Raw genomic sequence first — 22421 nt, 5'->3', positions numbered from 1 at the left:
TCACGTCGCCCTTGTATCGGATGTACTTTGGTTAATCGCGCTTCCTTGTGACTAACACGGAATCTTTAACGTCAGAGCTTAAGATTTGGTTGCCTCTATCTTCTGGCACTTGATCTTTACCAACTGCGCTTGTTGTTCTTTGATGTGTTTAACAATGCGCTCATCACGTTCATCAATGGCGTCCATGTTCATTTGTTGGATGTCCGCAACTGCCTCATGCTTCATTGTTGTAAATTCTTGACGTAGATCTGCACTCCACTCATCTTTGTCTAGAGTGTTAGCAGCAGCGATTGGTGATGACATTACAGCAATAAGACCTAGAGTAGATAGAAATACGCTTTGCATAATAAGCTCCTTAGGGATTAGCAGTTCATTGGGTTGCATCCTATACATTGCACATAGAATGCCAACTTTTTAAACCTTTAATATCAATGACTTAAAATAAGCATCATTTTTCCACCATCTGCTCGGTGGCGAATTTCACACACTCAGTGTTAAATTAACCAAGCAAATTTATGAATATTTAACCATTCACTCAATTTATAGTATAGGAAGTTCATTTCAGTTCGCTTAAGGTACAAAAAAAGCAGCCCGAAGACTGCTTTGTAATTTCGTTCTAGGTGAAACTAGCTTTGCATACTTTCTCTACCAGTTGTATTCGCTGACGGCTTCTTGAACTTACTCATCACACGCCCGAAAAAGCGTTTGATTGCTCGGAAGATGTTTTTAATGTCTTCAAGCATCAGGTACAAACAAGGCACCAAAATCAAGGTAAGTACAGTAGCAAACAGCACTGCGAAACCAAGGGCTACTGCCATAGGGATAACGAATCGAGCCTGCAAGCTGGTTTCAAACATGATGGGTAAAACACCAGCAAACGTCGTGATCGATGTCAGCGTGATCGCTCGGAAACGTGCACACCCAGCCTCAACGACTGCTTGCTTGATGCTCATGCCTTTTTCACGCACCTGGTTGACGTAATCTGTCATCACCAAGGAATCATTGATAACCACACCCGCTGCCGCGATCAAACCAAACGTCGACATCATGCTGATGTCCATATCCAGCCAGAAGTGTCCCCAAATCGCACCTGTTAAGCTAAACGGAATCACCGACATGACGATCAGCGGTTGGGTATAGCTCTTCAACGGCACAGCCAGCAAGATGTATACGATGATCATGCCTGCAATGAAGAACATGATTTGCTCGTTACGCTGCGCAGCTTGCTCTTCAATATCACCGCCCAATTCCGTTTTCACACTCGGGAAAGCTTGCTTCATGTCCGGTAAGATGTTGTCGTCAATTACCTTCACAACTTCTTGAGGTTCAACCAACTCTTCATCAATAGAACCATAAACGTAAACGGTTTGGTAACCACCTTCTCGTCGAATGCTACTCACACCCGGTTGTTCGTTGATCTTAACCACATCACCCAGCATGACCTTTTTCCCTGCTGGCGTCGTGATCACTGCATAGCGTAAAGAAGAAAACGCTTCACGAGTCAATTGCGGGTAACGCACCATGACTTTGATTTCTTCACCATCACGAATGATGCGTTGCGCTTCACCACCATAGAAACTGCCACCAACTTGTTCTGCAATCATCGTCAGATCCAAACCAAGGTCGTAAGCAACTGGAGCAAGTGATAGTAGAACTTCTTTGCTACCGGAATCGATAGACGAAGATACGTCATACAAACCTTCTTCTTGCTGCAGTCGACCAATCAAGTAACGACCAGCTTCATTCAGCTCGTTAATATCCGAACCAAACAATAAGTAACCAAACTCATCACGATCACCACCGCCTGCACTTTGCTCACGGATCTTAAAGCTCTTCATTCCCGGAATCACAGGCATAGCTTCACGCCAACGACGCGCAAGCTCAAAGGTATTAAATGGACGTAATTCTTCATCGACAAGTGGCACAAGAATGCGACCTTCAGTACGACTGCGGTTGTAAGACAGCACGTCACGAATCATACCTTGACCGTATTCATCGATGATCTGATCTTCGATTTCTTGCATCACACCTTCAATGGTTTTTAGCGCATTAATGGTTTGCTCACTCGATACCGTGTCATTCATTTCAATCGTAATCGCAGGATAATCCGTTGGTACCTTTGGATTCGGAATCACACGCACATAGTTAGAACTCACCAGGGCTGCACTAATAAGAAGCAAGCCACAGAAGAAGGCAAATACAGTCCAGCGCCAATGCGTACACGCTTTAACAAAACTACGGTAAGGACCATTCACAAAACCAAAGAAACGCTTGTTAAAGCTATCACGCCATCCATCTGGTTTGATTGGTTTGAAGTTCGTATGCGCCAAGTGAGCCGGAAGAATCAACTTAGATTCAATCAAACTAAAGGTAAGACACAGGATCACAACACCAGCAATGCCATAAAAGAAAGCACTATCGATACCACTAGAAAGCAGGAAAGGTGCAAATACCGCAATCGTAGTCAACACACCAAAGGTAGCTGGGGTAGCAACACGTTTAACGCCAGTGACAACATTTTCGACACCACCGCCCTTCTCTTCGATTTCACTATAAGCACTTTCCCCAGTCACGATAGCGTCATCGACAACGATACCGAGTACCATAATAAAGGCAAATAAAGAAACGATATTTACAGTGATACCAAGCATGGGCATCATCATCACTGCACCTAAGAAACACACTGGCAGCCCTAACATTACCCACATCGCCAAGCGGAAACGCAAGAACACGCTCAGCATGATCGCTACAAGCGCCGCACCTTGAAGCAAGTTTTTCAGCATCATATCGAGACGACCATTGAGGTAATAGGTCATATCAACCAGTACTTTCAACTGAATATCACTAGGTAACGTTTTGTTCTTTGCTTCAATATAATTACGAACAGACTCTGCAACAGGAATGATGTTTTGGTCGCGCGTGGCTTGAACCGCCATGTAAATTGCGTTTTGACCTGAATATTCAAAGTAACGATCTTCTTCTGTGAAGCCATCTTTGATGGTTGCAATGTCTTGCAGTAACACCTTGGCGCCATTTGCGCCGAGTTTAACGGGGATATTTCGAAATTCATCGCCATGGTAGTACTGGTTCTCAATACGAACCGCGATCATACCTGCGTTGGTTTTCACCTCACCTGCGGAGAAGTTAGCAGAATAGCGACGAATCGCATTACTCACGTCATTCAGTGTTAGATCATACTTACGCAAAACAAGTGGGTCGACTTCAATCGCAATCTCTTCTTCTGGCGCACTGAGATCCACCAACATAACGTTTTGTAGTTGCAGAAGCTCATCTTCGACTTGTTTAGCAATAGGTTTGAGCTCTTCAAGAGGTCGGTCCCCGACTAACCCCATCTCAATCACTTCTTGCCGCCACTCCACTTGATAAACGTTAATCGGCTCCATACCCGCAGGCAAATTGGATAAGGTGTCCACTCTTTGCTTTACATCGTCCAACACACGTTTGATGTCCGCGTTCACATCCACTTCAATCGACACATGCGCACTGCCTCGGGATGCGCGTGCGACCGTCTTTTTGATGCCGGTGACGTCTTTAATCGACTCTTCCACTTTCACCAAAATACTCTCTTCAATTTCTTGTGGAGAAGCACCTGGATAAGCAGCACGAATATTGATGTAGTTGACCTCAACATTCGGGAACATTTGACGTTGAATGAATAAGAAACTCACGATGCCCATCACGATGATGAACACCATCATTAAGTTTGCAGCGACAGAGTTATTGGCAAAATAGGCAATAATGCCTTTTTGTTGATTCTCTTCCATGATTGACTCCTACTTACTGTACGACGGTTTCGGAGTCGTCATTCTTTTTTGCGACTTGGACTGCCATGCCTTTTTGCGGGTACTCAGGCAAAGTCAGAACAAGCATGTCTGATTGCTCCAAGCCTTCCCCAACAAGCAAAAACTCACCTTCTGCACGAAGCACGTTTACTGTTCTTGGTTGCAGTTCCTTTTCACCATTCACTACCCAAACCGTTCGGTTTTTCACTAACTCTTGTGGTAAGCGATAAATGTGCTTTAGTTCTTTACCTGTGAAACTCACTTCGACATACGAGCCAAACTTAATCGGCGGCTGCTTGTTATCTAAGCCATAAGGATCTTTCACCTGAATGACCATGTTGATCATACGTGTCGCGCTGTCGATCATTCCTAAATCTCGAACGACCTTACCTTCTCTCGTTGTTGAAAGAATACCTTGTTGGGTCACCGTTGCTCGCAGTTCTTTTAAGGAGTCAGGAAGGAACGCACTGTCAAAGCCTGCGATCGGAACATGGATCTCTGCCACTTCAATGTTATTTAACGTAGCCACACGAGAACCAGAAGAAACAAATTGACCGACACCGATGTCGCGTTCAACAACGAGAGCATCGTAAGGTGCTACCACTTTGCAGTTTTCTAGGTCACGCTTTGCTCGTTTCAGGGCTGCTTGCGCTGACTTCACTTGCGCTTGAGCACTTAACACCTGTGGTTTGCGTAAATAGAGGTCTGTAATTTGTTTATCGCTTAACTTCTTCGCTTGACGTTTCGCTACCTCAGCTTTTGCTTGCTCTTCAATTAGAGCTGCACGAGCGCTTGCTAAACCGGCTTCAGCTTGGAGTACTGCCGCTTCGTAATTATCACTTTCAATCGTGAATAGCACTTCACCACGTTTAACGATGCCACCAGTGACAAAGTTTGGATGCCAACTCACGACCTCACCGCTGACTTGTGCAGCGAGGTGGGTTTTCTCGAAAGGGACCATCTCACCATGACTGGTGATTACGACTTTATGATCGGTTGGAAAAAGTGAAGAAGTTTGTACTGTAGGTTCAGTAACGGTGTCTTTGGTTGACTCTTTTTCTGGTGCGGTCGCAGCGATAGCGGCATAGCCCGCATAAGCCCCCCCCATCACGACGAAGGGTAAAAGCCAACGTAATACTGGTTTTGCTAACATCAAAAATCCTTTTTTATTTTTGTATTCTCCTATTCATCCCCATCAGGCATTCGCCTTAAGACCACGTTAAAAATCCGAGATTTTGTAACTGGACCTTACACTCCCCGCGGACAAACAGTGAGATATTTGCATCTGAAATAGACAACTTTATAAAAGAGCCGTGCTTCCGCTGTTTTTGTGACTATCGATCACAAAAGAACTATCCATGGCAAGTTAATAAAATTAACAAAAACTTAACCACTTTCGCAAGTTACGACCTCTCACACTCACCGTTTATACGCAATAGGTGTGCCAATCGTTTACTTTTTAAATATCAATAAGTTAAATTAATCTAGCTATTTTTTGTAGTTCAGTGTTGGTAATTACCACCAGATATTAGTGATATTAACCATTTACCAACAAAACATAAGTTAAAAACATGATATTGTCCGCCTGAATAATATTCCATTTTCATGCATTAAATGTGGTTTCGCGCTCTTTGCCTTGAATGTGAAAACTGCGACTTAACCTAACCCGCTCGCATTACCAGTTACCAACGCTTGATATATAATCAAAAGGTTATGATAAACAAGGAAGTGTGCATTGCGACGTTCTCTCTCAAAAGCCCTCTTGGGCTCTATGCTCTTACTGGTCTCAGCGTGTTCATCCATTCAACACAGAGATCCAAGTGAGAAATCCACCAGCTTTCAATTTGGCTATCAAAATGATTCTGCTTTGGCTGAGTTTTTTGAAAGCTACGACAAAGATCCAGACTCTGATACCGGTTTTTATCCACTAAACCAAGGCAATGACGCACTTCTTGCTCGAATAGCTCTGATTGAATCCGCCGAGAAAAGTTTGGATTTGCAGTACTACATTTACCGTAGCGACGAAACTAGCCAACTGATGACATGGCGATTGTATGAAGCCGCTCAACGCGGTGTACGTGTTCGCCTATTGCTGGATGACATGCAAAAACGCAATGATGAAGGTATGGCGCAACTGAATGCTCACCCTAACATCGAAATTCGTTTGTTCAATCCTCATCAATACCGAGACGCGCGCGTATTTGCTCTTGCGAGTGACTTTGACCGCCTTAATCGTCGTATGCACAACAAGTCACTAATATCAGATAGTGTCTCCGCGATTGTTGGTGGCAGAAACATTGGTAATGAATACTTCTCTTTTGAATCTAATGTCGAATTCGGCGATTTCGATGTCATGCTTTATGGCGAGGCTGTGACACAAACCGCGGATCAATTCGACCTTTACTGGAACAGCTTGTATGCGATCCCAATGGAATGGATTGTGCCTGAATCAGAAAGAGTTGCCGATGATGCCATTCAAACTCAAGTTAAGAACTTGAAATTAGAAGAAAAGTTCTCTGCTGGTCCCTATAATTTTAAAGAACTCGATCTTTACGAAGAACTGCAACAGGGCAAGTTGAATTTATACTGGGGACAAGGTGAAGTTTGGTTCGACTTGCCCGATAAGATTGCAACTCAAGAAAGCCAACTTGTTGCCAACCTCAGTGAACTGTTAGCAAACGTAGATAACTCTTTTGTACTAATATCCCCGTACTTTGTGCCAACAAAATCTGGGACAAAAGCACTGACGGACGCGGCAAAGCGAGGTATCGACATCACAATAGTCACAAACAGCTTGGCATCGAACGATGTGTTTGCCGTTCATGGTTGGTATGCGAAATACCGAGAAGACTTGGTTAAAGCTGGGATCAAGCTTTGGGAAGTGAAAGCCAGCGCAAAAATCAAAAGTAAATGGAGTCTCACGGGCAGTAGCAGAGCAAGTTTGCATGCCAAAGCCATGATGATCGATAGTAAAACTCTGTTTGTTGGTTCCATGAATTGGGATCCACGTTCCGCTGAACTCAATACCGAAATGGCAGTCGTCATCGAACAACCTGAATACGTGCAAAAATCCTTAGCGGAGTTGCCCAAACAGCTCAGAGAAAATGCCTATAAAATCGTAATCAAAGATGGCGACATAGCGTGGGTTGATATGGAAACTGGTGAAGAATTCGATTCGGAGCCAGAAGCCAGTGTATGGAGAAAAATGGGCGCTTGGTTCTCTGGCATACTTCCAATTGAAGATCAGCTATAACCCTCGTTATGCGCCTGCTGAATACCAGAAACCAGAGAGAATAGCCCACCGCTCAGAACATAAGGGAGTCGTGTTCTATTGAAACGTAATACGACAAAAATAGAAGAGTGAAAAAGGAATCACGATGTCAGTAAAATGGAACGAATATTATCAAAAGGTCGCGCAGCAGCCGCACCGTCCCAACGTCGAGCGTGCAGCGAATTTACTTACTCTCGATAATAAAACCGCTATAGATGCGGGATGTGGAACTGGAAGAGACTCTCAGTATCTTCTTAGTCGAGGCTACACCGTTCATGCTTTCGATGCGCATCAAGACGCTGTCGAAACCTGCTTAACTCGCTTTGAAGGCAACCCTCACTATTCCATATCCCATTCTTGTTTTAGTGATTTTACGTATCCTGCTTGCAGTTTATTTATCGCCAGCGCTAGTTTGTTCTTTTGTCCTAGCGAACACTTCGCCAAGGTCTGGCAAAAAATCAACAAAGCATTAGGGTCTGTTGACCTTTCGAGCTGATTTTTGCAGCGAATTGTTGGGGATTTATACAAGGCAGAGACTTTGCTGTGTAGCTAGCCTACATGAGAAGGCGATAACGCAGTAGAAATGACCAACAAACGCTGCCCGGAGGGTTCGGCTAAAATCGTTTTATGCTTTGTTAAGGAGTATTTACTTAGAATGACTAGGCAGCACACTCCTTGCCTCGCCTAAAACGATTTTATCTCGAACAAAATTTAACCGTGAAAGGGTCAACAGACCCTAGTACCTAACGGCGTATTTTGTGGCGACTTGTTAGGAATCAACGATTCTTGGGTTGAGGCAGATACTCACCCCAACATCTGTGCTTTCACCAAAGAGCAAGTGGAAGCTTTGTTTGAAGGTTATGAAATACTTCATTTTCACGAACGAGATGAAGATGGCACAACAGCTGTTGGACACACAAAGCATTGGCACACGTTCAGCATCACCGCCATTAAACGTTAATTAAAAGGTAAGCTATGTACCATTTCCAAGGCGTGACACTGCGACGCGCGACCCCTGAAGAAGCAAAGAATCTATATCAGTTAATTACTGAAGATGAACGATGGGCTAAATTTAATGGTCCTTACTTTCCATATCAAACTCCGACACTGGAAGGCTTTCGTAACAACACCTTACAACGCCTAATAAAAGGTGAAGACATGTTATTGATTGAGTTCGAGGGTAAACCTGTTGGCTCTGTCAGTTGGTATTGGGAATGCGAGAGCACGCGTTGGTTAGAAGCTGGGATCGTCATTTACGATTCTAACTACTGGAACAAAGGGTTAGGTTTTAGCGCATTGGTGCCTTGGATAAGCCATATCTTTGACACACAAGAAATAGAGCGAGTCGGATTAACCACATGGTCAGGTAACCCGAGGATGATGCGCTGTGCGGAGAAACTCGGCATGCAGCAAGAAGCACGAATTCGTAAAGTGCGTTATTACCAAGGCGAATACTACGACTCGGTCAAATATGGCGTATTGAAAGAAGAGTGGCAAACACTGATCCAAGGCATGTTCAGCCCAGATCAATTCGCATAGATCACTTACACAATACCGGAGTAAAAAGAGCAAATGCCCTACAAAGTGAGATAGCCCGCCACGAGACGAAAAGCTAATGACTCGTCAGAACACATTATAAAACAAGTGTTTTTCATGAGTTCTTTGCTAAACATAGTCGCTATTTGCTATGGTTTCAGAGATCCATCCACTCTCGACGCAAAAGGACGTTTTATGCGCTTAATCATCGGCATATTCTTCGCTGCTCTACTCTCTTTTCCATCTCTAGCATCAGAAGAAAAGTATTCAGAATCCGACCTTTTAGATCGCCCTTTGATGGAACGTTATATCCTCGACGAATTAAAGTCTCTACGTCAGGAACAACAGGATTTAGAACGACGGATGGTCGTCGAGATCACCGACCGCGAGCTTACCGTAGCCGATAAATCATTGAACTACGCTAACGTCACCGTCACCTACTTCTTCTATATCATCGCAGGTGTTGCATCGCTAATTGCCTTTGTCGGTTGGCAGTCACTGCGTGAATTTAAACACAACACCAAAGAAATGGCAGACAAGCGACTAGAAAAAATCGCTCAGGAATACGAGAAAAAGTTCCTAGCATTAGAACGCGACTTAAAACGCAAAACTCGCATCATCAGCGAGAACAACAAAGAAATCGAGAAAATCAACGAAATCCATAACTTATGGCTTCGTGCACAAAGCTCACAAACTCCAGAGCAACGTATCGATATCTACGATGAGATTCTGCTGATTCGCCCGGGCGATTTGGAAGCACTGACTTACAAAGCAGATGCCGCAATGGAGATCAAAGAATACCACTGGGCACTGAGCTTATGTAATCGCGTTTTGGAAGTAGATGACACTAACGGACCGGCGCTTTATCAACGTGCATGTGCGTACTCTCGACTCGGCATTGAAGAACAAGCGATTGAAGATTTGGAGCGTGCAATAGATGCCAGTCCATCAATTCGCGACTTGTTAGCTGAAGAGCAAGATCTGGAACTGCTTCATGGACATGAACGCTTCGAGCAACTTCTCACAAGTAACACTACAGAGTCTAAGCATGAGTAGCCACTTCAATCTCGAAGACGCCAGCCAAGTTCTCGTTGGTGCTTTTGCTTTAGCCGTGCCAATTTCATTTTCGGAAGAGGCATGGCGACTAGGAGAAAGCCTGCCTTTTATTAACTTACTGATGTTGTTTAGCCTTTCAGTACTCTTTTTAGGTTTTTTCGCCTATCAAAGTGTATTTCAAAGCAACATCAAGACTCGTATTACGGTATTTATTTTTCGTGTCGTGATTGCTTATTTTATTGCCGCTGTAGTTGTTGCTCTGGTTCTATTTTGCATCAACAAATTGCCAATGTTTACCGACCCAATTATCGCTCTTAAACGCGTAATAGTCATAACCATGCCAGCTTCAATAGGCGCTATCGTCGTCGATAGTTTTGATAAAGAATAGAACCACATTCTCGTCACTAGGGGCTAGTTGCCCCTAATCATCCAACGTTAAGTTAGACCCCGAATGATCTTTCCCTAATACGTCTTCTGGGTTTCTTAACGCACACGTTTCAAGCGACAAACAGCCACATCCAATGCACCCGCCTAAGTCATTTTGCAATGCTTTTAGCTTTTGAATTTTTAGATCCAATTGTGCATGCCAATGACTTGCCATGGTTTCCCACTGTTGTTTGTTTGGCGCTTGATGCTTGGGCAACTCTTCTAATGCCTGTTTGATTTCTTCGAGGGATAGTCCGACTTGTTGAGCTGCTTTAATTACCGCAATACGACGAAGTACACTGCGGTGATACCGCCTTTGATTGCCTTGGTTTCGCCAGCTTGATATGAGTCCTTTCTGCTCATAAAAGTGCAGTGCTGAAACCTTTACTCCAGAACGCTTTGCTACCTCACCAACACTGATTTCCATGCTTTGCCTCTTGCTCTTACAAATGCCAACCTCAAGCTTTATTGAGGTTTTAAGTTACATTACGTTAACAAATTAAGCCATTAAAGACGATGAAAAATAAAATCCTGTCCTCATTGGCTATGCAGTATTTAGAGGGCATTCTTCACGACTATTTACGATAAGAACATTCTAGCAACAGATGCCAAAACGGTTACGGTAGGGATGATGCGACGCTTGGGTTAGAAAATGAATGGCAAAAACAGGTTGATTGCCATTCATTAGCTTTAGTGGGATCTTTCTCTGTGTGAGCGCGGATTACTGTTGAGCAAGGATCATACGTGCATTAAGCGGCTGAATTGGACGATTGTTGTGTCCCATTGCTTTAGCAAACTCTTTCACCTGCTCAGGTGAGATCGTTTTAGTGTCTTTGATCACCAACCAACGAACTCCTTCAGAGCAAGGCGGAGTCGTTAGAGAACCATTAAAACGGTAGTAATCTTTATCACTTGGGATAAGCGCGTCCGCATCAAAAGGGACTTCAATAGCAACATCATGATCTTTATTAGGGATGTTTTGCAGTAACTTAGCTAGATCTGGATTCTCATTACCCAGTTTGAAGAACACTGCGACAACGGCTAGGTGACCCGCCTTATCAGCATGCACAAAGTGCGCTTCTAGAGGGTATTCCTTTCCATCTACATGGTTTTCTGATGGCGTGTGGAAGTGAAATTGTTTTAATACGAACTCTTTGCCATCAATCGTCAGTGTATTTTTCCCTTCTAAACTCGTCTGTAAGGTATGACCGTTGTTTAGCAATGAAATAGCTTTACCTTGATAATCAAATTGAAGCTTATCTAGTTTGGCTTCAGTAGACGATTGAATATTAATTGGGCTTTGGTTTTGTCCTTTAGCACATTCGGAAGCAAACTCCCCCCAATGAGCAGGTCCATGCTCCCCCTCGTAGCCCCAATTCGCCGCATTCGCGGAGCTCGCAAATACCAAAGCAAGACCAAGTGCTGTTAGTGACTTTTTCATGTTTTCTCCTTGTTTTCTTCCATTCGAGTGTTGTGAAAGCACACTCATACTAATCGTTGTGGAAACATACATAACAGACTGAAAACAATGATTGCGAGCTAACTTTGGAACCCATCACTCTAGTCGCGAAATTGAGATATTACTTAGGATTCAAAAGTAAGAAAACATCTCACAAACGAAAAGACCGAGCACGAGGCTCGGTCTTTATTTTTGAATCACTTATCGAGCGTATCAAAGATGCTCAGATATTAGTATTGCTATAAAATAGAGAACACTAATTTAGAAGAGAGCGAATCCCGTCATAGTACCATTCCTGTACTACCTAGTCGTGCTCAGCTCTGGATCTTCTGTTTGTAAGTTCTCGGCTAACCCCATTTCTCCTGCTGCAAAGAGTACGCTCCCTAATGCGGATAGGGTTTCATTGCCCTCACGGTCTGGAAACTCACCCGCTTTAGCAACCGTTTCTGGCTCGATAGTGTTTTTACACACAACACTCAAACAGCCCTCATCTTCTAGTTCTACATTGGGAACACCCAACACATCATCAGCCAACACACTCACTGGGAAAGTGCTAAATAGGAGTGCTGCCAACATCAAATGTTTCATTCCATACACCATACACCATACATTCACGTCAAAGATAAAAACTAAGACAATGATAATGTGAGAATGTTCAAAGGGAAAGCGGCAAAACAAAGGCAGTCCTGCACATGAATCTTACTTGTAACCAGAAACCACTACGTTTAACTTTCTCGCCAAGTGAATGCATCGTTCACCATCAAAAGCGTATGATGCATTCGCAATTTAGACTGGGCATACATTTCCTCTACTTCAGCTAAAGTGAAAAACTGTGCTTTACCTATCTCATGGCTAAATATTGGTGAGATTTTTTGGTCTTCAACCTCTGTCACCCACACGTGACGAAGCACCAAATCACCATCATCAAAACACCCTACATAAGTGTTCAGGTAATTATCTAAACTAACTTGTAAGCCCGTTTCTTCGAAAACTTCTCGAACTGCAGCTTGTTGAGGAAGTTCCTTCACTTCGACACTGCCAGAAGGAATATGCCATAACCCCTTTTTTGTTCCGTGAAGTTCTTGAACTAATAAAACTTTTCTGTGTTGATTGAAAATGACCGCGCCTGCGGCTTTGGCTGCAATCTCAACATGATGCTGAATTCCATATTGCATTGGTACCATTCCTTTTTTCTATTACGTCAGATGAGGTGATATTAGTGAATGCCAATCTTTTTTCACTCAATGGGGTGCTCGAATATGCTCTTTTATTTCACTGTATATTTGTAAGCAAACAACGCGCCGCTAACAATTCCAAGAAAAAGACAGGCGAGGAAAATAACAAAATTACGAGCAGACTCATCTTCTGATTGGTATAGCGGTCCAAATAGAGAACCAAATAAGTGGAAGAGGACAACAACGACGATAGCGCCAAACACACCACCAATAACCACCCTGAGCCAGTGGTATCTATTCCGCTTCTGCATGCTAAAGACCTTAAAGAGGCTTTCCTCTGCTTTCCCAAAACAAACTTTAGAGAGACGAAACTATCACGAGAAGCTTTGGTGATAAGTAGTAGATTGGTCCTTTGCGATTCATGACATTATCGTACTGAAATAACTGCAACTATTCTCATTGTTAGCCTTATTTGAAACCACGGTAAGCTCCTTATTCACATAATACCGCTCACCATGCAAACCAAGCGCCCCCTGACGTGTCAAATCATTCATCGAATGTTCCCTGCCTTTTGCATCTAAATACTTTCCAGGAATGCGTTGTCGAACCTTTTGCTCAATAAAAAGGAAGATATCAGCAACACAATTATGGGGAACGGGGTCTGAACAAAGATTAAAGCTAAGTGACACAATTTATGGCAACTGACTATTCTTCCGTTTCCCTTTTAGCTTTTAAAGCAGAGAAAAAACCGATAAAAAAGAGAGCATTGGTTACCACTAGTACAAAACCAGAAACAGCTGGTAGGTTGGTGCCCAAAATTAGTGACAGAATATAGTACTGTGCGCAGGCAGCCATGACACAGAGGGAAAGAGGTCTTAACCACATAGAATAATTTGTAAACTGATTAAAAGAACTCAAGCAAATTGAGAAAAAGACATGAGAAAAATGGATCGTAACCAGAGAGAAGAATACAACTAGCGCAACTATTAACATTTTCAATCACCCATTTTTGCTATTCTCAGCAATACCTGTATATGCTTCTTAAACATAAATTTGACTTAGATTTAGAATGAACGTTGATACCCCTTCATTGAAAAAACCGCAAATCTACTCAATATTTTTCCGTCTGATTTCACGATAGTTTGTAACTTACTGAATAGTAGTTTTACCTCCAAAACGTCTGCGGGCATCGATAGATACATGAATGACGAGCTCCAGACGTATTGCAAACGGGGTTTTAGGGAGATAACTGTATCTCTTTAAAACTCAGCCCCGTCAAACCCAACTCGTGAACTCGCTCGTACAAACCACCTTTCTTATCTGTACAGAACATTCGCAACCCTGCCCCTTGAACTCGAAACAAACCAGCGCCATTAACAGCTTTCTTCTTCAAAACAAGCTTCTTAAAGGGTCTAACCCGGCTCTGCTTTCCATCGCGAAGATTGAACTTAGTTGCATAATGGTCGATAGCATCTAATTGAGTCAAGATGTTAACAGCTCGCCAAGACTGCTTATTCAGGCACAATGGGAGAAACTCAACATCTTCACATAGTCCCCCCAGTTGATCCGCGATCGAGATAGGCATGGCTAATGATATCGCTCTCCAAGCAGCAATATCCGGCTTTGGTAATGCCTTTTCGTTTTCAACTTCTAACCATTCGACATCGACACACTTCCAACTAGCTTTGACAGGCTCGCCGTACAATTGAATCGGTTTTCTTTCAGTCTCCTGAATAGAAAGTGCCAATGAAGGCTCTTGTAACAGTGCGAACTCGTTGACATTTGGAGTTACAACAAACACTTTGCTAAATACTGCCATAGACGCCCCTAAACAGATTGAATGAGTTATTGAAAGTTCCCTTAAATCAAGGCTTTCACGTACTTCCATATATGTAACGATTATACTTAGATACCCAAAAGGCAACTGTACCTTCTTAAAGAAACGCTTAATTTAAATATGTTGACCGACATAAAAAGATAAATATAACGCCATGCCTATCATCACGTTATAACCTATACATGAGGTAAACGAAGAATTGCCTAATCATAGTGTTCTCGCTTACGCTTCAATGAGTAACGGGTTTATAACAAAAACGCCCCAAGGTTAACTTGAGGCGTTTGTATTAATTTTATATCAAGAAGATTTTAGGTTGCTTTCTCGCGACTCTATTCCCAATCAAGAATAACCTTGCCTGACATACCGCTACGCATTACATCGAAGCCTTCTTGGAAATCATCAATCTTGTAGTGGTGCGTGATGATTGGTGATAGATCCAAACCAGATTGGATTAATGAAGCCATCTTGTACCATGTTTCGAACATTTCACGACCGTAAATACCTTTGATCACCAAACCTTTGAAGATAACTTGGTTCCAATCGATACCCATGTCTGATGGTGGAATACCTAGAAGTGCAATGCGACCACCGTGGTTCATCGTCGTTAGCATGGAGTTAAATGCTGATGGGTTACCAGACATTTCTAGACCTACGTCGAAGCCTTCTGTCATGCCTAGCTCAGACATTACGTCTTCTAGCTTCTCTTCAGCCACGTTTACTGCGCGAGTTACGCCCATCTTACGAGCAAGCTCTAGGCGGTATTCGTTTACGTCTGTGATAACAACATGGCGAGCACCAACGTGTTTCGCTACCGCAGCTGCCATGATGCCGATTGGACCAGCACCTGTGATCAGCACGTCTTCACCAACGAGGTCAAAAGAAAGCGCAGTGTGTACAGCATTACCAAACGGGTCAAAGATTGATGCTAGATCGTCAGAGATGCCTTCTGGGATTTTGAACGCGTTAAACGCTGGGATCACTAAATATTCTGCGAATGCGCCTTCACGGTTTACACCAACACCGATCGTGTTTCGACACAGGTGAGTACGACCACCGCGACAGTTACGACAATGACCACAGGTGATATGACCTTCACCAGAAACGCGGTCGCCGATTTCAAAGCCACGAACTTCCTGACCAATCGCAACCACTTCACCCACGTACTCGTGACCTACAACCATAGGAACTGGAATTGTCTTTTGCGACCATTCGTCCCAGTTGTAAATGTGTACGTCAGTGCCACAGATAGCGGTTTTCTTAATTTTGATCAGAATGTCGTTGTGGCCAACTTCCGGTTTTTCAACCTCAGTCATCCAGATGCCTTCTTCAGGCTTTAGCTTTGATAGTGCTTTGATTTTCATAATATTCACCCAATATTGCCCCGCTCTATGCGTGGCAAAAAATTCTTTCATCTACCGTCATTAAAGAAGAGGTAAAGGCTTTACCCATGAGCCGACTCAAAAGAGTTGGGAAAGCCTTTGTAACCTTTTAGTCTCTCAGACTTAGATGATGCCCATATCTTTACCAACTTGGATAAACGCATCGATTGCTCGGTCTAGCTGCTCACGAGAGTGTGCTGCAGACATTTGAGTACGGATACGCGCTTGACCTTTTGGTACTACAGGGAATGAGAAGCCAATTACATAGATGCCTTTCTCTAGTGCGCGCTCAGCAAATTCTGCTGCTACTTTTGCGTCACCTAACATAATTGGAATGATCGCGTGGTCAGCACCACCCATAGTGAAGCCTGCGTCTTCCATACGAGCACGGAAGTGTGCTGCGTTTTCCCATAGACGCTCACGTAGGTCACCGCTCTCTTCTAGTAGATCCAGAACGCGGATAGAAGCGTTTACGATTGCTGGTGCAACAGAGTTAGAGAATAGGTATGGGCGAGAGCGCTGACGTAACCAGTCAATCACTTCAGCTTTACCAGATGTGTAACCGCCTGAAGCGCCGCCCATTGCTTTACCTAGCGTACCGGTGATGATATCGATACGGTCCACTACGTTATGGTGTTCGTGCGTACCTGCACCTGTTTTACCCATAAAGCCAACAGCGTGAGAATCATCAACCATAGTTAATGCGCCGTACTTATCTGCTAGGTCACAGATAGCTGGAAGGTTAGCCACTACGCCGTCCATTGAGAACACACCGTCCGTTACGATAAGAATGTGGCGAGCACCCGCTTCTTTTGCAGCGATCAATTGTTGCTCTAGTTCTTCCATGTTGTTGTTTGAGTAGCGGAAACGCATCGCTTTACATAGACGAACACCGTCAATGATTGACGCGTGGTTTAGAGCGTCAGAGATGATCGCATCTTCTTTACCCAGGATAGTTTCAAATAGACCCGCGTTTGCATCGAAACATGATGTGTAAAGAATCGTGTCTTCTTTACCTAGGAACTTAGAAAGCTTCTGCTCAAGCTCTTTGTGGATGTCTTGAGTACCACAGATGAAACGTACTGAAGCCATACCAAAACCGTGCTCGTCCATGCCTGCTTTGCCCGCTTCGATAAGCGCTGGGTGGTTAGCAAGACCAAGGTAGTTGTTTGCACAGAAGTTTAGTACTTCTTCACCAGTAGAGATTTTAACAGCCGCTTGCTGTTGAGACGTAATGATACGCTCTGCTTTGTAAAGACCTTCCGCCTTCACTTCTTCAATTTGCTGTTCAATCTGTTGGTAAAATGCAGAAGACATTCGCAATTCCTTCCTGTTTATTTTGTCGAGTTTTCACTCGATTAGAATTAGGTTGAGCCTTTATGTGACGGGGGTCACAGGCAATTACTTCTCAATTAAGTGTAGTGTAATTCAAGGAAGGAAAAACGATTATCCCTCAAGGTGGAAAAGCATTAATGAATTCTAGGCACGAATCCAACTAATGCTTTTCTATGAGGTTGTATTGAAAGGAGTTATAGCCAAGTTGGCGTTGTTAAAAGCGCTTCAAACTCCTTCGCTGGCAATGGTCGGCTATAGTGGAAACCTTGTCCGAACTCACAGTTTAGGTTTTTCAAGTAATCAACGTGACGCTGCTCTTCAATGCCTTCTGCGACGATCTTAAGGTTAAGCGCTTTCGCCATTGCAATAATAACGTTCACAAGCTCACGATCCGATTCATTCTCAAACATGTTCTGTAAGAAACTGCGATCAATTTTAAGTCGGTCAAATGGGAATTTCTGTAAGTAACTCAATGCTGAGTAACCGGTACCAAAGTCATCAATCGTTAGCTTCGCCCCCATCGCACGTAAGTTATCTAACATGCCCATCAGTTCATTGCTGTGGTTGAATAAAAGACTTTCAGTAACTTCAACATCAAACAATTCAGGCGGCAGTCCCGACTCCTCAAGATGAAGCTTGATTTGCTCAAAGAGGCGATCACAGTATCTAAACTGCACACTAGAAAAATTTACTGATACAAACAAAGGTGAATCTTTCTGCCACTTCGCTGCTTGGTGACATGCTTGACGAATAGCGAAATCACCAAGTTGATGAATCAAGCCGTTCTTTTCTGCAATCGAAATAAACTCTTCTGGGTTCACAAACCCAAACTTGTCGTCATTCCAACGCATTAGAGCTTCAGCGCCGACAATCGCTCCGCTTTCTAAATCAATAATAGGTTGGTAGTAAAGCTCTAATAAGTCTTGCGAAATGGCGTTACGCAAGCGAGTTTCCAACTCTAAGAAGCGCTGCAAATCTTGGTTCATGTTGTGATCGTAAAAACAGAAAGCGTTACGTCCATCCTGCTTAACTCGATACATGGCCATATCCGCGCACGCCAACAACTGCTCGGCGTTATCACCATCTTCCGGGAAGACTGACATTCCGACACTCGCCGAGAGGAAAAACTCGTGGTTTTGCCATACAAACGGCTCGTTAAACACAGATAGAACCGTTGTCGCAAATCGTTTTGCGCTGTCCGCATTGTGCAAGTCTGGAATCACTAACAAAAACTCATCACCGCCAATCCGAGCCAATAAGTCTGTTTTTCGAACTGCGTTGTGCAATCTTTCCGCTGCGAGTTTTAAGACTTCATCACCAACGAAATGTCCCATGGAATCATTAATCTGCTTGAAGTGATCAAGGTCGATGAACATCACCAACACATTCGAACCGATGCGTTCTGCACGTGAAAGCTCTAAGTCGAGACGCTCGGAGCCATAAACTCGGTTTGGTAATCCGGTCAAGGAGTCATGTTTCGCTTGATAAGCTAACTCCATCTCTGACGATTTACGGCGCTCGATTTCACTGGTCAGGCGCTGGTTCTGTTGAGAAAGAAAGTCTTTACGCTTCTTCTCCTCTTCCAATTTTATTTTCAGCTCTACGCGAGTGTTGTTTAGCGTGAATGCATAAAGCAACCCAACCACAATCATGATGGCAAGTACACTTAAACCATTAATGAACATGCGTGAAGTATAAATATCTCGCTCACTGAGTGATTCAAACCACGCCATCAACTTAAAGTGATGATGTTCAATGGGTACTTCAAAATAGATTTTTTGCTTTAGCTCTTTGGCAAGGGCTCCTGGATCCGTGATGTTTTCTTGTTCCAGCTTACGACTAATAGAATCCCAAACTTCCATTTCCACATCGTTGATCTTTAACACCATCCGGCTATAGCTGCCTTCATGTTCTTGATTCGTCAGTTGGGAAATCACCACTTCTTTGTTGATATCAGCAATCAAAAAGCCAACAGGCTTGCCAGAAAACATCACTTGCTTAACGACTTGAATGAGGACCTTACCATCATTTTGTATCGCTCTAACTTCCTCAGGATGAGCGTGGTCGTTAAGCAATCGAGACGTATCGATGCGATGATCTGTTTTAACGCCCGTAGTGACGATGGTTGAACCATCTAGACCAACTAACGTCAGCTTGGTGTAGATGATCTGGTTGTTGACGGTTTTCGCGTTGGCTTTCTCTTGCAGCTTACGCTTCAAGTTGATCAAACTAGCGCCTAAGCCATATTCCATCGACATGCCTGAAGCAAGATTCGCAAAGAAGGTCTGCACCGTTTTATCAGTTGATAAGTGGTCGACATCTTCGCTGGCTATCGTGAATAAATTATCGAGAGTACCCGCGTAGCTTTTTACCTTTAGGTCAAGTTCACGATGCTGAGAATCTTTTAATTTGTTTTGACCTAAACTCGTCACAGTAATAATCATCGCTAAATAGAGCGACACCAAAATAGCACTGACGGTGATGATCTTCTGGCTTGATATCTTTTTTACAGACTTTCTCATATATCGTTCTTACTATCTTCTAAGAAGTAGTCATTATAAAAATAGTAAATTGACGGGTAGTATTTCTCGACCAACTTCTGGTACGTCCCATCTTTTTTAATTGACTTCAAATATTGATTAAATGCGGCTTTTAATTCAGGGGAGTCCTTACGGAAGGCAACCGCCATTTTTTGATTTTCGGACACAGGACCAATTACTTTGATTTCTCCTGGCCACTTTTCCAATGCAATCAGTGTATCTGCTACATCAAGCAGTGTACTTTCTGCATCATTCTTCATTATCGCTGGCACCATCTCATTCAATCGACGCTGCCCATCAGGCAAAATAACTTTTGCTCCCGTGTCATACAGATTGTAAAGGTTCGGGTCTAGACACGAGTGCTCCATCGCGAGAACTTCACGACCTTTGATAAGCGATTTCACCATCGAGATATCGTTCTCAATGGAACCTGTCGGTTTGATTGGGGTAAGGGTGGAATCTGTACGTGCAACTAACCAAACCGCAGATGGGAAGTAATCATCAGAAAAATCGACGACATGAGTTCGCCAATCAAGAATAGTGACTCCGTTAGCAATCAGATCACCTTCAATGGGCATCGTTTTGCCAACCTGAAGCTGGGCGTCTTTGTAATCAACTTGTTGACCTGTCAGTTTACCTACCACATTGTTCCATTGCGCTGGTACGTATTCATATCGGACGCCAAGAGACTGAGCAAACCCTTTAATAATATCCACATCCAGCCCTGTCAAAGTCTGCACTTCACCTTGGTCGATGTAAGAAACAAAGTTCGCGTATGGCACACCGATATGACGCAAAACGCCGCTGTCTTTGATGTCTTGTAAATCACCAGCAAACACTGAAGCAGAGAGTAGTGACGTCATACCAACAGCCATTGCCGTCATGGTTCGTTTGATTAATTTCACTGACATGGTGAATATCCCTCTCTTTAACAAAGCGCCCAAACATGGGCGCTTTGACGATAAACAACATTAGAACGAGTAATAAAGATCCGCAATGGCTTCAACCAGACCTTCTACATCTCTCTCATCATGGAATAAATGAGTCGAAATGCGCAACGCATGTGTTTCGTACGAATCATCCTTGTACAACTTGAAGCTTGTTGTACGGATGATGTAACCATAATCTTCACGAAGACGATCACGGAACTGCGTTAGTCGTTCTTCATCTGTTACATCAAAAAACGGGTTAAACGTAGTCAGACCGCTAGTTAAGCCCTCAACGTTTGGCGAGTACATTTGCGCTTCAGGTAACGCTTCGCTAAGCAGCACCTTACATAACTCACTTAACTCCAAGATGCGTTCTTGAATTCGATCGCGACCAATTTCATCCCACATCTTACAGCTGTCAGCAAGTGCTTGTTTTGCCGGGTAGTTGTCATTACCAATGTACTGCATTTGTAATTGCTTACCTAGGTAATCTGCATGAGATAAAGAAGAGTTAATCAACCACAATGGGTTTTCACGATCGCTCCAGTACTCATTTAAGCGTTTACCGTTGTCACGTACATATAAGATACCCGTAGCGCCCGGACCACACTGCCACTTATGACCAGAACCTGCATAGAAATCACAGTCCATGTCATGGAAATCAAGATCGAACATACCCACAGTGTGCGCACCGTCAACTAAGGTCGGGATTCGATGTTGCTTAGCCAAAGAACAAATGGCTTTCGCTGGAAGTGTTGTACCAGTTTTGTAGGTGATATGAGAGAACACGATTAACCGAACATTTTGATGTGCTTGAATCGCATCGCTGAACGCTTGAATATAGTCTTCTTCTGTCACATCTTCTGTACCAGTGAAGACAGGAAGTTGAATCTCTACGACATCCACACCAAATCGATGCTTGGCAACGTTCATAGGGGACGTCGCCGCAACGTGTTCGTGATGAGTGGTTAAGATCACATCGCCCGGCTCGAAGTGAAGACCGTTGATGATAGAGCATAGACCATCAGTAGTGTTACGACTCAAGATGATTTCATCCGCATTTGCACCAAAGCCCGGTGCAACTTGCGTCACCATTTCAGACACATAAGGCCATGAACCAAATTTATTCTTCATGTCCCACGGGTATTTCGCAACCAGTTTGTTGTTATCCTCATACCCTTCAAGAACATGTCTTGGCATTGAGCCCGTAGTACCGATGTTCATATAAGTCGTTCGCTTATCCAAAACGAACTGCTTTCGAACTTTACGCCAGAGGCGTCTTTCATTTCTTTTACCTAGTCTGCTCCAATCGATATTCTGTTCCTTTGCTTGAACAGCACCAGAAAACGCCGAAGCACTGACGCCAGCCACAACTGCACCAGTTGCACCTTTTAAAAAATTGCGGCGGCTGCGATTAGTCTTAATAGATTCCTTGTCGCTCATCTTTTCGATCCTTGTCGGAAGTTTAGCCATATTATTAATTATGAATCCGTAACTAACTGTTACTTAAACATTATTACCAAATAGATTCCCTGTTTAGATTTTTCGGCGGCAATTAAGTGACTTTAGTTCCATTTTTTCATTTCATTTGATGATATAAGCAACAGTTCTTTACGATAAAAATAAACAACTAAACGCATATTACAATATTCACTAAAACACCTAACTCTAATAT

18 protein-coding genes and 1 pseudogene are annotated in these 22421 nt (G+C 43.4%); 5 read left to right on the top strand and 14 right to left on the bottom strand.

From position 1 onward, the window contains the following. Positions 1 to 78: 78 nt before the first annotated feature. The 3 genes from OH463_RS11805 to OH463_RS11795 all read right to left on the bottom strand — a co-directional run bounded on the left by OH463_RS11805 (position 79) and on the right by OH463_RS11795 (position 4956). Entirely contained in the window at positions 79 to 345 is a 267-nt protein-coding gene (locus OH463_RS11805) for a hypothetical protein (RefSeq protein WP_009701831.1), read from the bottom strand. A 281-nt stretch (positions 346 to 626) separates the two neighbouring features. Then, positions 627 to 3785 (bottom strand): efflux RND transporter permease subunit, encoded by a 3159-nt coding sequence (locus OH463_RS11800; protein ID WP_029790151.1) that lies wholly within the window; start codon positions 3783 to 3785, stop codon positions 627 to 629. Between the two features lie 13 nt (positions 3786 to 3798). After that, entirely contained in the window at positions 3799 to 4956 is a 1158-nt protein-coding gene (locus tag OH463_RS11795) for an efflux RND transporter periplasmic adaptor subunit (RefSeq protein WP_269991285.1), read from the bottom strand. A 582-nt stretch (positions 4957 to 5538) separates the two neighbouring features. Here OH463_RS11795 and OH463_RS11790 point away from each other — a divergent pair. The 5 genes and pseudogenes from OH463_RS11790 (at position 5539) to OH463_RS11765 (ending at position 10054) form a co-directional block, all read left to right on the top strand. Next, the gene (locus OH463_RS11790) at positions 5539 to 7056 is read left to right on the top strand and encodes a phospholipase D family protein (protein WP_269991284.1); all 1518 of its coding nucleotides are present in this window, start codon (positions 5539 to 5541) and stop codon (positions 7054 to 7056) included. Between the two features lie 124 nt (positions 7057 to 7180). Further along, positions 7181 to 7546, top strand: a pseudogene (locus OH463_RS11785) (class I SAM-dependent methyltransferase); the annotation flags it as partial. A 503-nt stretch (positions 7547 to 8049) separates the two neighbouring features. Continuing rightward, complete coding sequence (locus OH463_RS11775; protein WP_005448776.1) at positions 8050 to 8613, top strand: GNAT family N-acetyltransferase; 564 nt, start codon at positions 8050 to 8052, stop codon at positions 8611 to 8613. A gap of 192 nt (positions 8614 to 8805) precedes the next feature. Continuing rightward, entirely contained in the window at positions 8806 to 9666 is an 861-nt protein-coding gene (locus OH463_RS11770) for a tetratricopeptide repeat protein (RefSeq protein WP_005448770.1), read from the top strand. Next, the gene (locus OH463_RS11765; RefSeq protein WP_017188620.1) at positions 9659 to 10054 is read left to right on the top strand and encodes a DUF2391 family protein; all 396 of its coding nucleotides are present in this window, start codon (positions 9659 to 9661) and stop codon (positions 10052 to 10054) included. Before OH463_RS11770 ends, OH463_RS11765 begins: the two co-directional genes overlap by 8 nt. A 33-nt stretch (positions 10055 to 10087) precedes the next feature. On the opposite strand, the gene soxR is transcribed toward OH463_RS11765, so the two are convergent. From soxR to OH463_RS11710, 11 genes are all read right to left on the bottom strand, one after another. Then, the gene (gene soxR, locus OH463_RS11760) at positions 10088 to 10519 is read right to left on the bottom strand and encodes a redox-sensitive transcriptional activator SoxR (RefSeq protein WP_005448768.1); all 432 of its coding nucleotides are present in this window, start codon (positions 10517 to 10519) and stop codon (positions 10088 to 10090) included. 294 nt (positions 10520 to 10813) lie between these two features. Next, complete coding sequence (locus tag OH463_RS11755; protein ID WP_017819403.1) at positions 10814 to 11533, bottom strand: carbonic anhydrase; 720 nt, start codon at positions 11531 to 11533, stop codon at positions 10814 to 10816. Positions 11534 to 11851: 318 nt separating this feature from the next. Further along, positions 11852 to 12139, bottom strand: coding sequence for a hypothetical protein (locus OH463_RS11750; protein ID WP_269991282.1), 288 nt, complete (start codon positions 12137 to 12139; stop codon positions 11852 to 11854). A 137-nt stretch (positions 12140 to 12276) separates the two neighbouring features. Then, a complete protein-coding gene (locus tag OH463_RS11745) occupies positions 12277 to 12726 on the bottom strand; it encodes an NUDIX domain-containing protein (protein WP_005448762.1) in 450 nt (149 codons plus the stop codon). A gap of 92 nt (positions 12727 to 12818) precedes the next feature. Continuing rightward, entirely contained in the window at positions 12819 to 13037 is a 219-nt protein-coding gene (locus OH463_RS11740; protein ID WP_049536332.1) for a hypothetical protein, read from the bottom strand. 926 nt (positions 13038 to 13963) lie between these two features. Further along, positions 13964 to 14614, bottom strand: coding sequence for an imm11 family protein (locus OH463_RS11735; RefSeq protein WP_269991279.1), 651 nt, complete (start codon positions 14612 to 14614; stop codon positions 13964 to 13966). Between the two features lie 278 nt (positions 14615 to 14892). Then, positions 14893 to 15924: an L-threonine 3-dehydrogenase gene (tdh, locus tag OH463_RS11730; RefSeq protein ID WP_005448756.1), complete on the bottom strand. Its 1032-nt coding sequence runs from the start codon at positions 15922 to 15924 to the stop codon at positions 14893 to 14895. Between the two features lie 141 nt (positions 15925 to 16065). Then, a complete protein-coding gene (locus tag OH463_RS11725; protein WP_005448754.1) occupies positions 16066 to 17259 on the bottom strand; it encodes a glycine C-acetyltransferase in 1194 nt (397 codons plus the stop codon). Positions 17260 to 17471: 212 nt separating this feature from the next. Then, positions 17472 to 19799, bottom strand: a complete 2328-nt coding sequence (locus tag OH463_RS11720; protein WP_269991276.1) for a putative bifunctional diguanylate cyclase/phosphodiesterase — start codon at positions 19797 to 19799, stop codon at positions 17472 to 17474. Then, positions 19796 to 20728, bottom strand: a complete 933-nt coding sequence (locus tag OH463_RS11715; RefSeq protein WP_172458583.1) for a transporter substrate-binding domain-containing protein — start codon at positions 20726 to 20728, stop codon at positions 19796 to 19798. Before OH463_RS11715 ends, OH463_RS11720 begins: the two co-directional genes overlap by 4 nt. Before the next feature lie 60 nt (positions 20729 to 20788). Beyond that, positions 20789 to 22189, bottom strand: a complete 1401-nt coding sequence (locus OH463_RS11710) for an aminotransferase class V-fold PLP-dependent enzyme (RefSeq protein ID WP_005448743.1) — start codon at positions 22187 to 22189, stop codon at positions 20789 to 20791. Positions 22190 to 22421: the final 232 nt, after the last annotated feature.

The organism is Vibrio sp. NFR, from assembly GCF_027587095.1.
Lineage (GTDB): Bacteria > Pseudomonadota > Gammaproteobacteria > Enterobacterales > Vibrionaceae > Vibrio > Vibrio harveyi.
This window is presented reverse-complemented; position numbering and strand designations above follow the sequence as displayed.

Coding starts and splice junctions, on each gene's coding strand:
- OH463_RS11800 (WP_029790151.1), bottom strand. CDS start 3,785: ATGGAAGAGAATCAACAAAAAGGCATTATTGCCTATTTTGCCAATAAC.
- OH463_RS11715 (WP_172458583.1), bottom strand. CDS start 20,728: ATGTCAGTGAAATTAATCAAACGAACCATGACGGCAATGGCTGTTGGT.
- OH463_RS11740 (WP_049536332.1), bottom strand. CDS start 13,037: ATGCAGAAGCGGAATAGATACCACTGGCTCAGGGTGGTTATTGGTGGT.
- OH463_RS11775 (WP_005448776.1), top strand. CDS start 8,050: ATGTACCATTTCCAAGGCGTGACACTGCGACGCGCGACCCCTGAAGAA.
- OH463_RS11770 (WP_005448770.1), top strand. CDS start 8,806: ATGCGCTTAATCATCGGCATATTCTTCGCTGCTCTACTCTCTTTTCCA.
- tdh (WP_005448756.1), bottom strand. CDS start 15,924: ATGAAAATCAAAGCACTATCAAAGCTAAAGCCTGAAGAAGGCATCTGG.
- OH463_RS11765 (WP_017188620.1), top strand. CDS start 9,659: ATGAGTAGCCACTTCAATCTCGAAGACGCCAGCCAAGTTCTCGTTGGT.
- OH463_RS11750 (WP_269991282.1), bottom strand. CDS start 12,139: ATGAAACATTTGATGTTGGCAGCACTCCTATTTAGCACTTTCCCAGTG.
- OH463_RS11805 (WP_009701831.1), bottom strand. CDS start 345: ATGCAAAGCGTATTTCTATCTACTCTAGGTCTTATTGCTGTAATGTCA.
- soxR (WP_005448768.1), bottom strand. CDS start 10,519: ATGGAAATCAGTGTTGGTGAGGTAGCAAAGCGTTCTGGAGTAAAGGTT.
- OH463_RS11735 (WP_269991279.1), bottom strand. CDS start 14,614: ATGGAAGTACGTGAAAGCCTTGATTTAAGGGAACTTTCAATAACTCAT.
- OH463_RS11725 (WP_005448754.1), bottom strand. CDS start 17,259: ATGTCTTCTGCATTTTACCAACAGATTGAACAGCAAATTGAAGAAGTG.
- OH463_RS11710 (WP_005448743.1), bottom strand. CDS start 22,189: ATGAGCGACAAGGAATCTATTAAGACTAATCGCAGCCGCCGCAATTTT.
- OH463_RS11755 (WP_017819403.1), bottom strand. CDS start 11,533: ATGAAAAAGTCACTAACAGCACTTGGTCTTGCTTTGGTATTTGCGAGC.
- OH463_RS11720 (WP_269991276.1), bottom strand. CDS start 19,799: ATGAGAAAGTCTGTAAAAAAGATATCAAGCCAGAAGATCATCACCGTC.
- OH463_RS11745 (WP_005448762.1), bottom strand. CDS start 12,726: ATGCAATATGGAATTCAGCATCATGTTGAGATTGCAGCCAAAGCCGCA.
- OH463_RS11795 (WP_269991285.1), bottom strand. CDS start 4,956: ATGTTAGCAAAACCAGTATTACGTTGGCTTTTACCCTTCGTCGTGATG.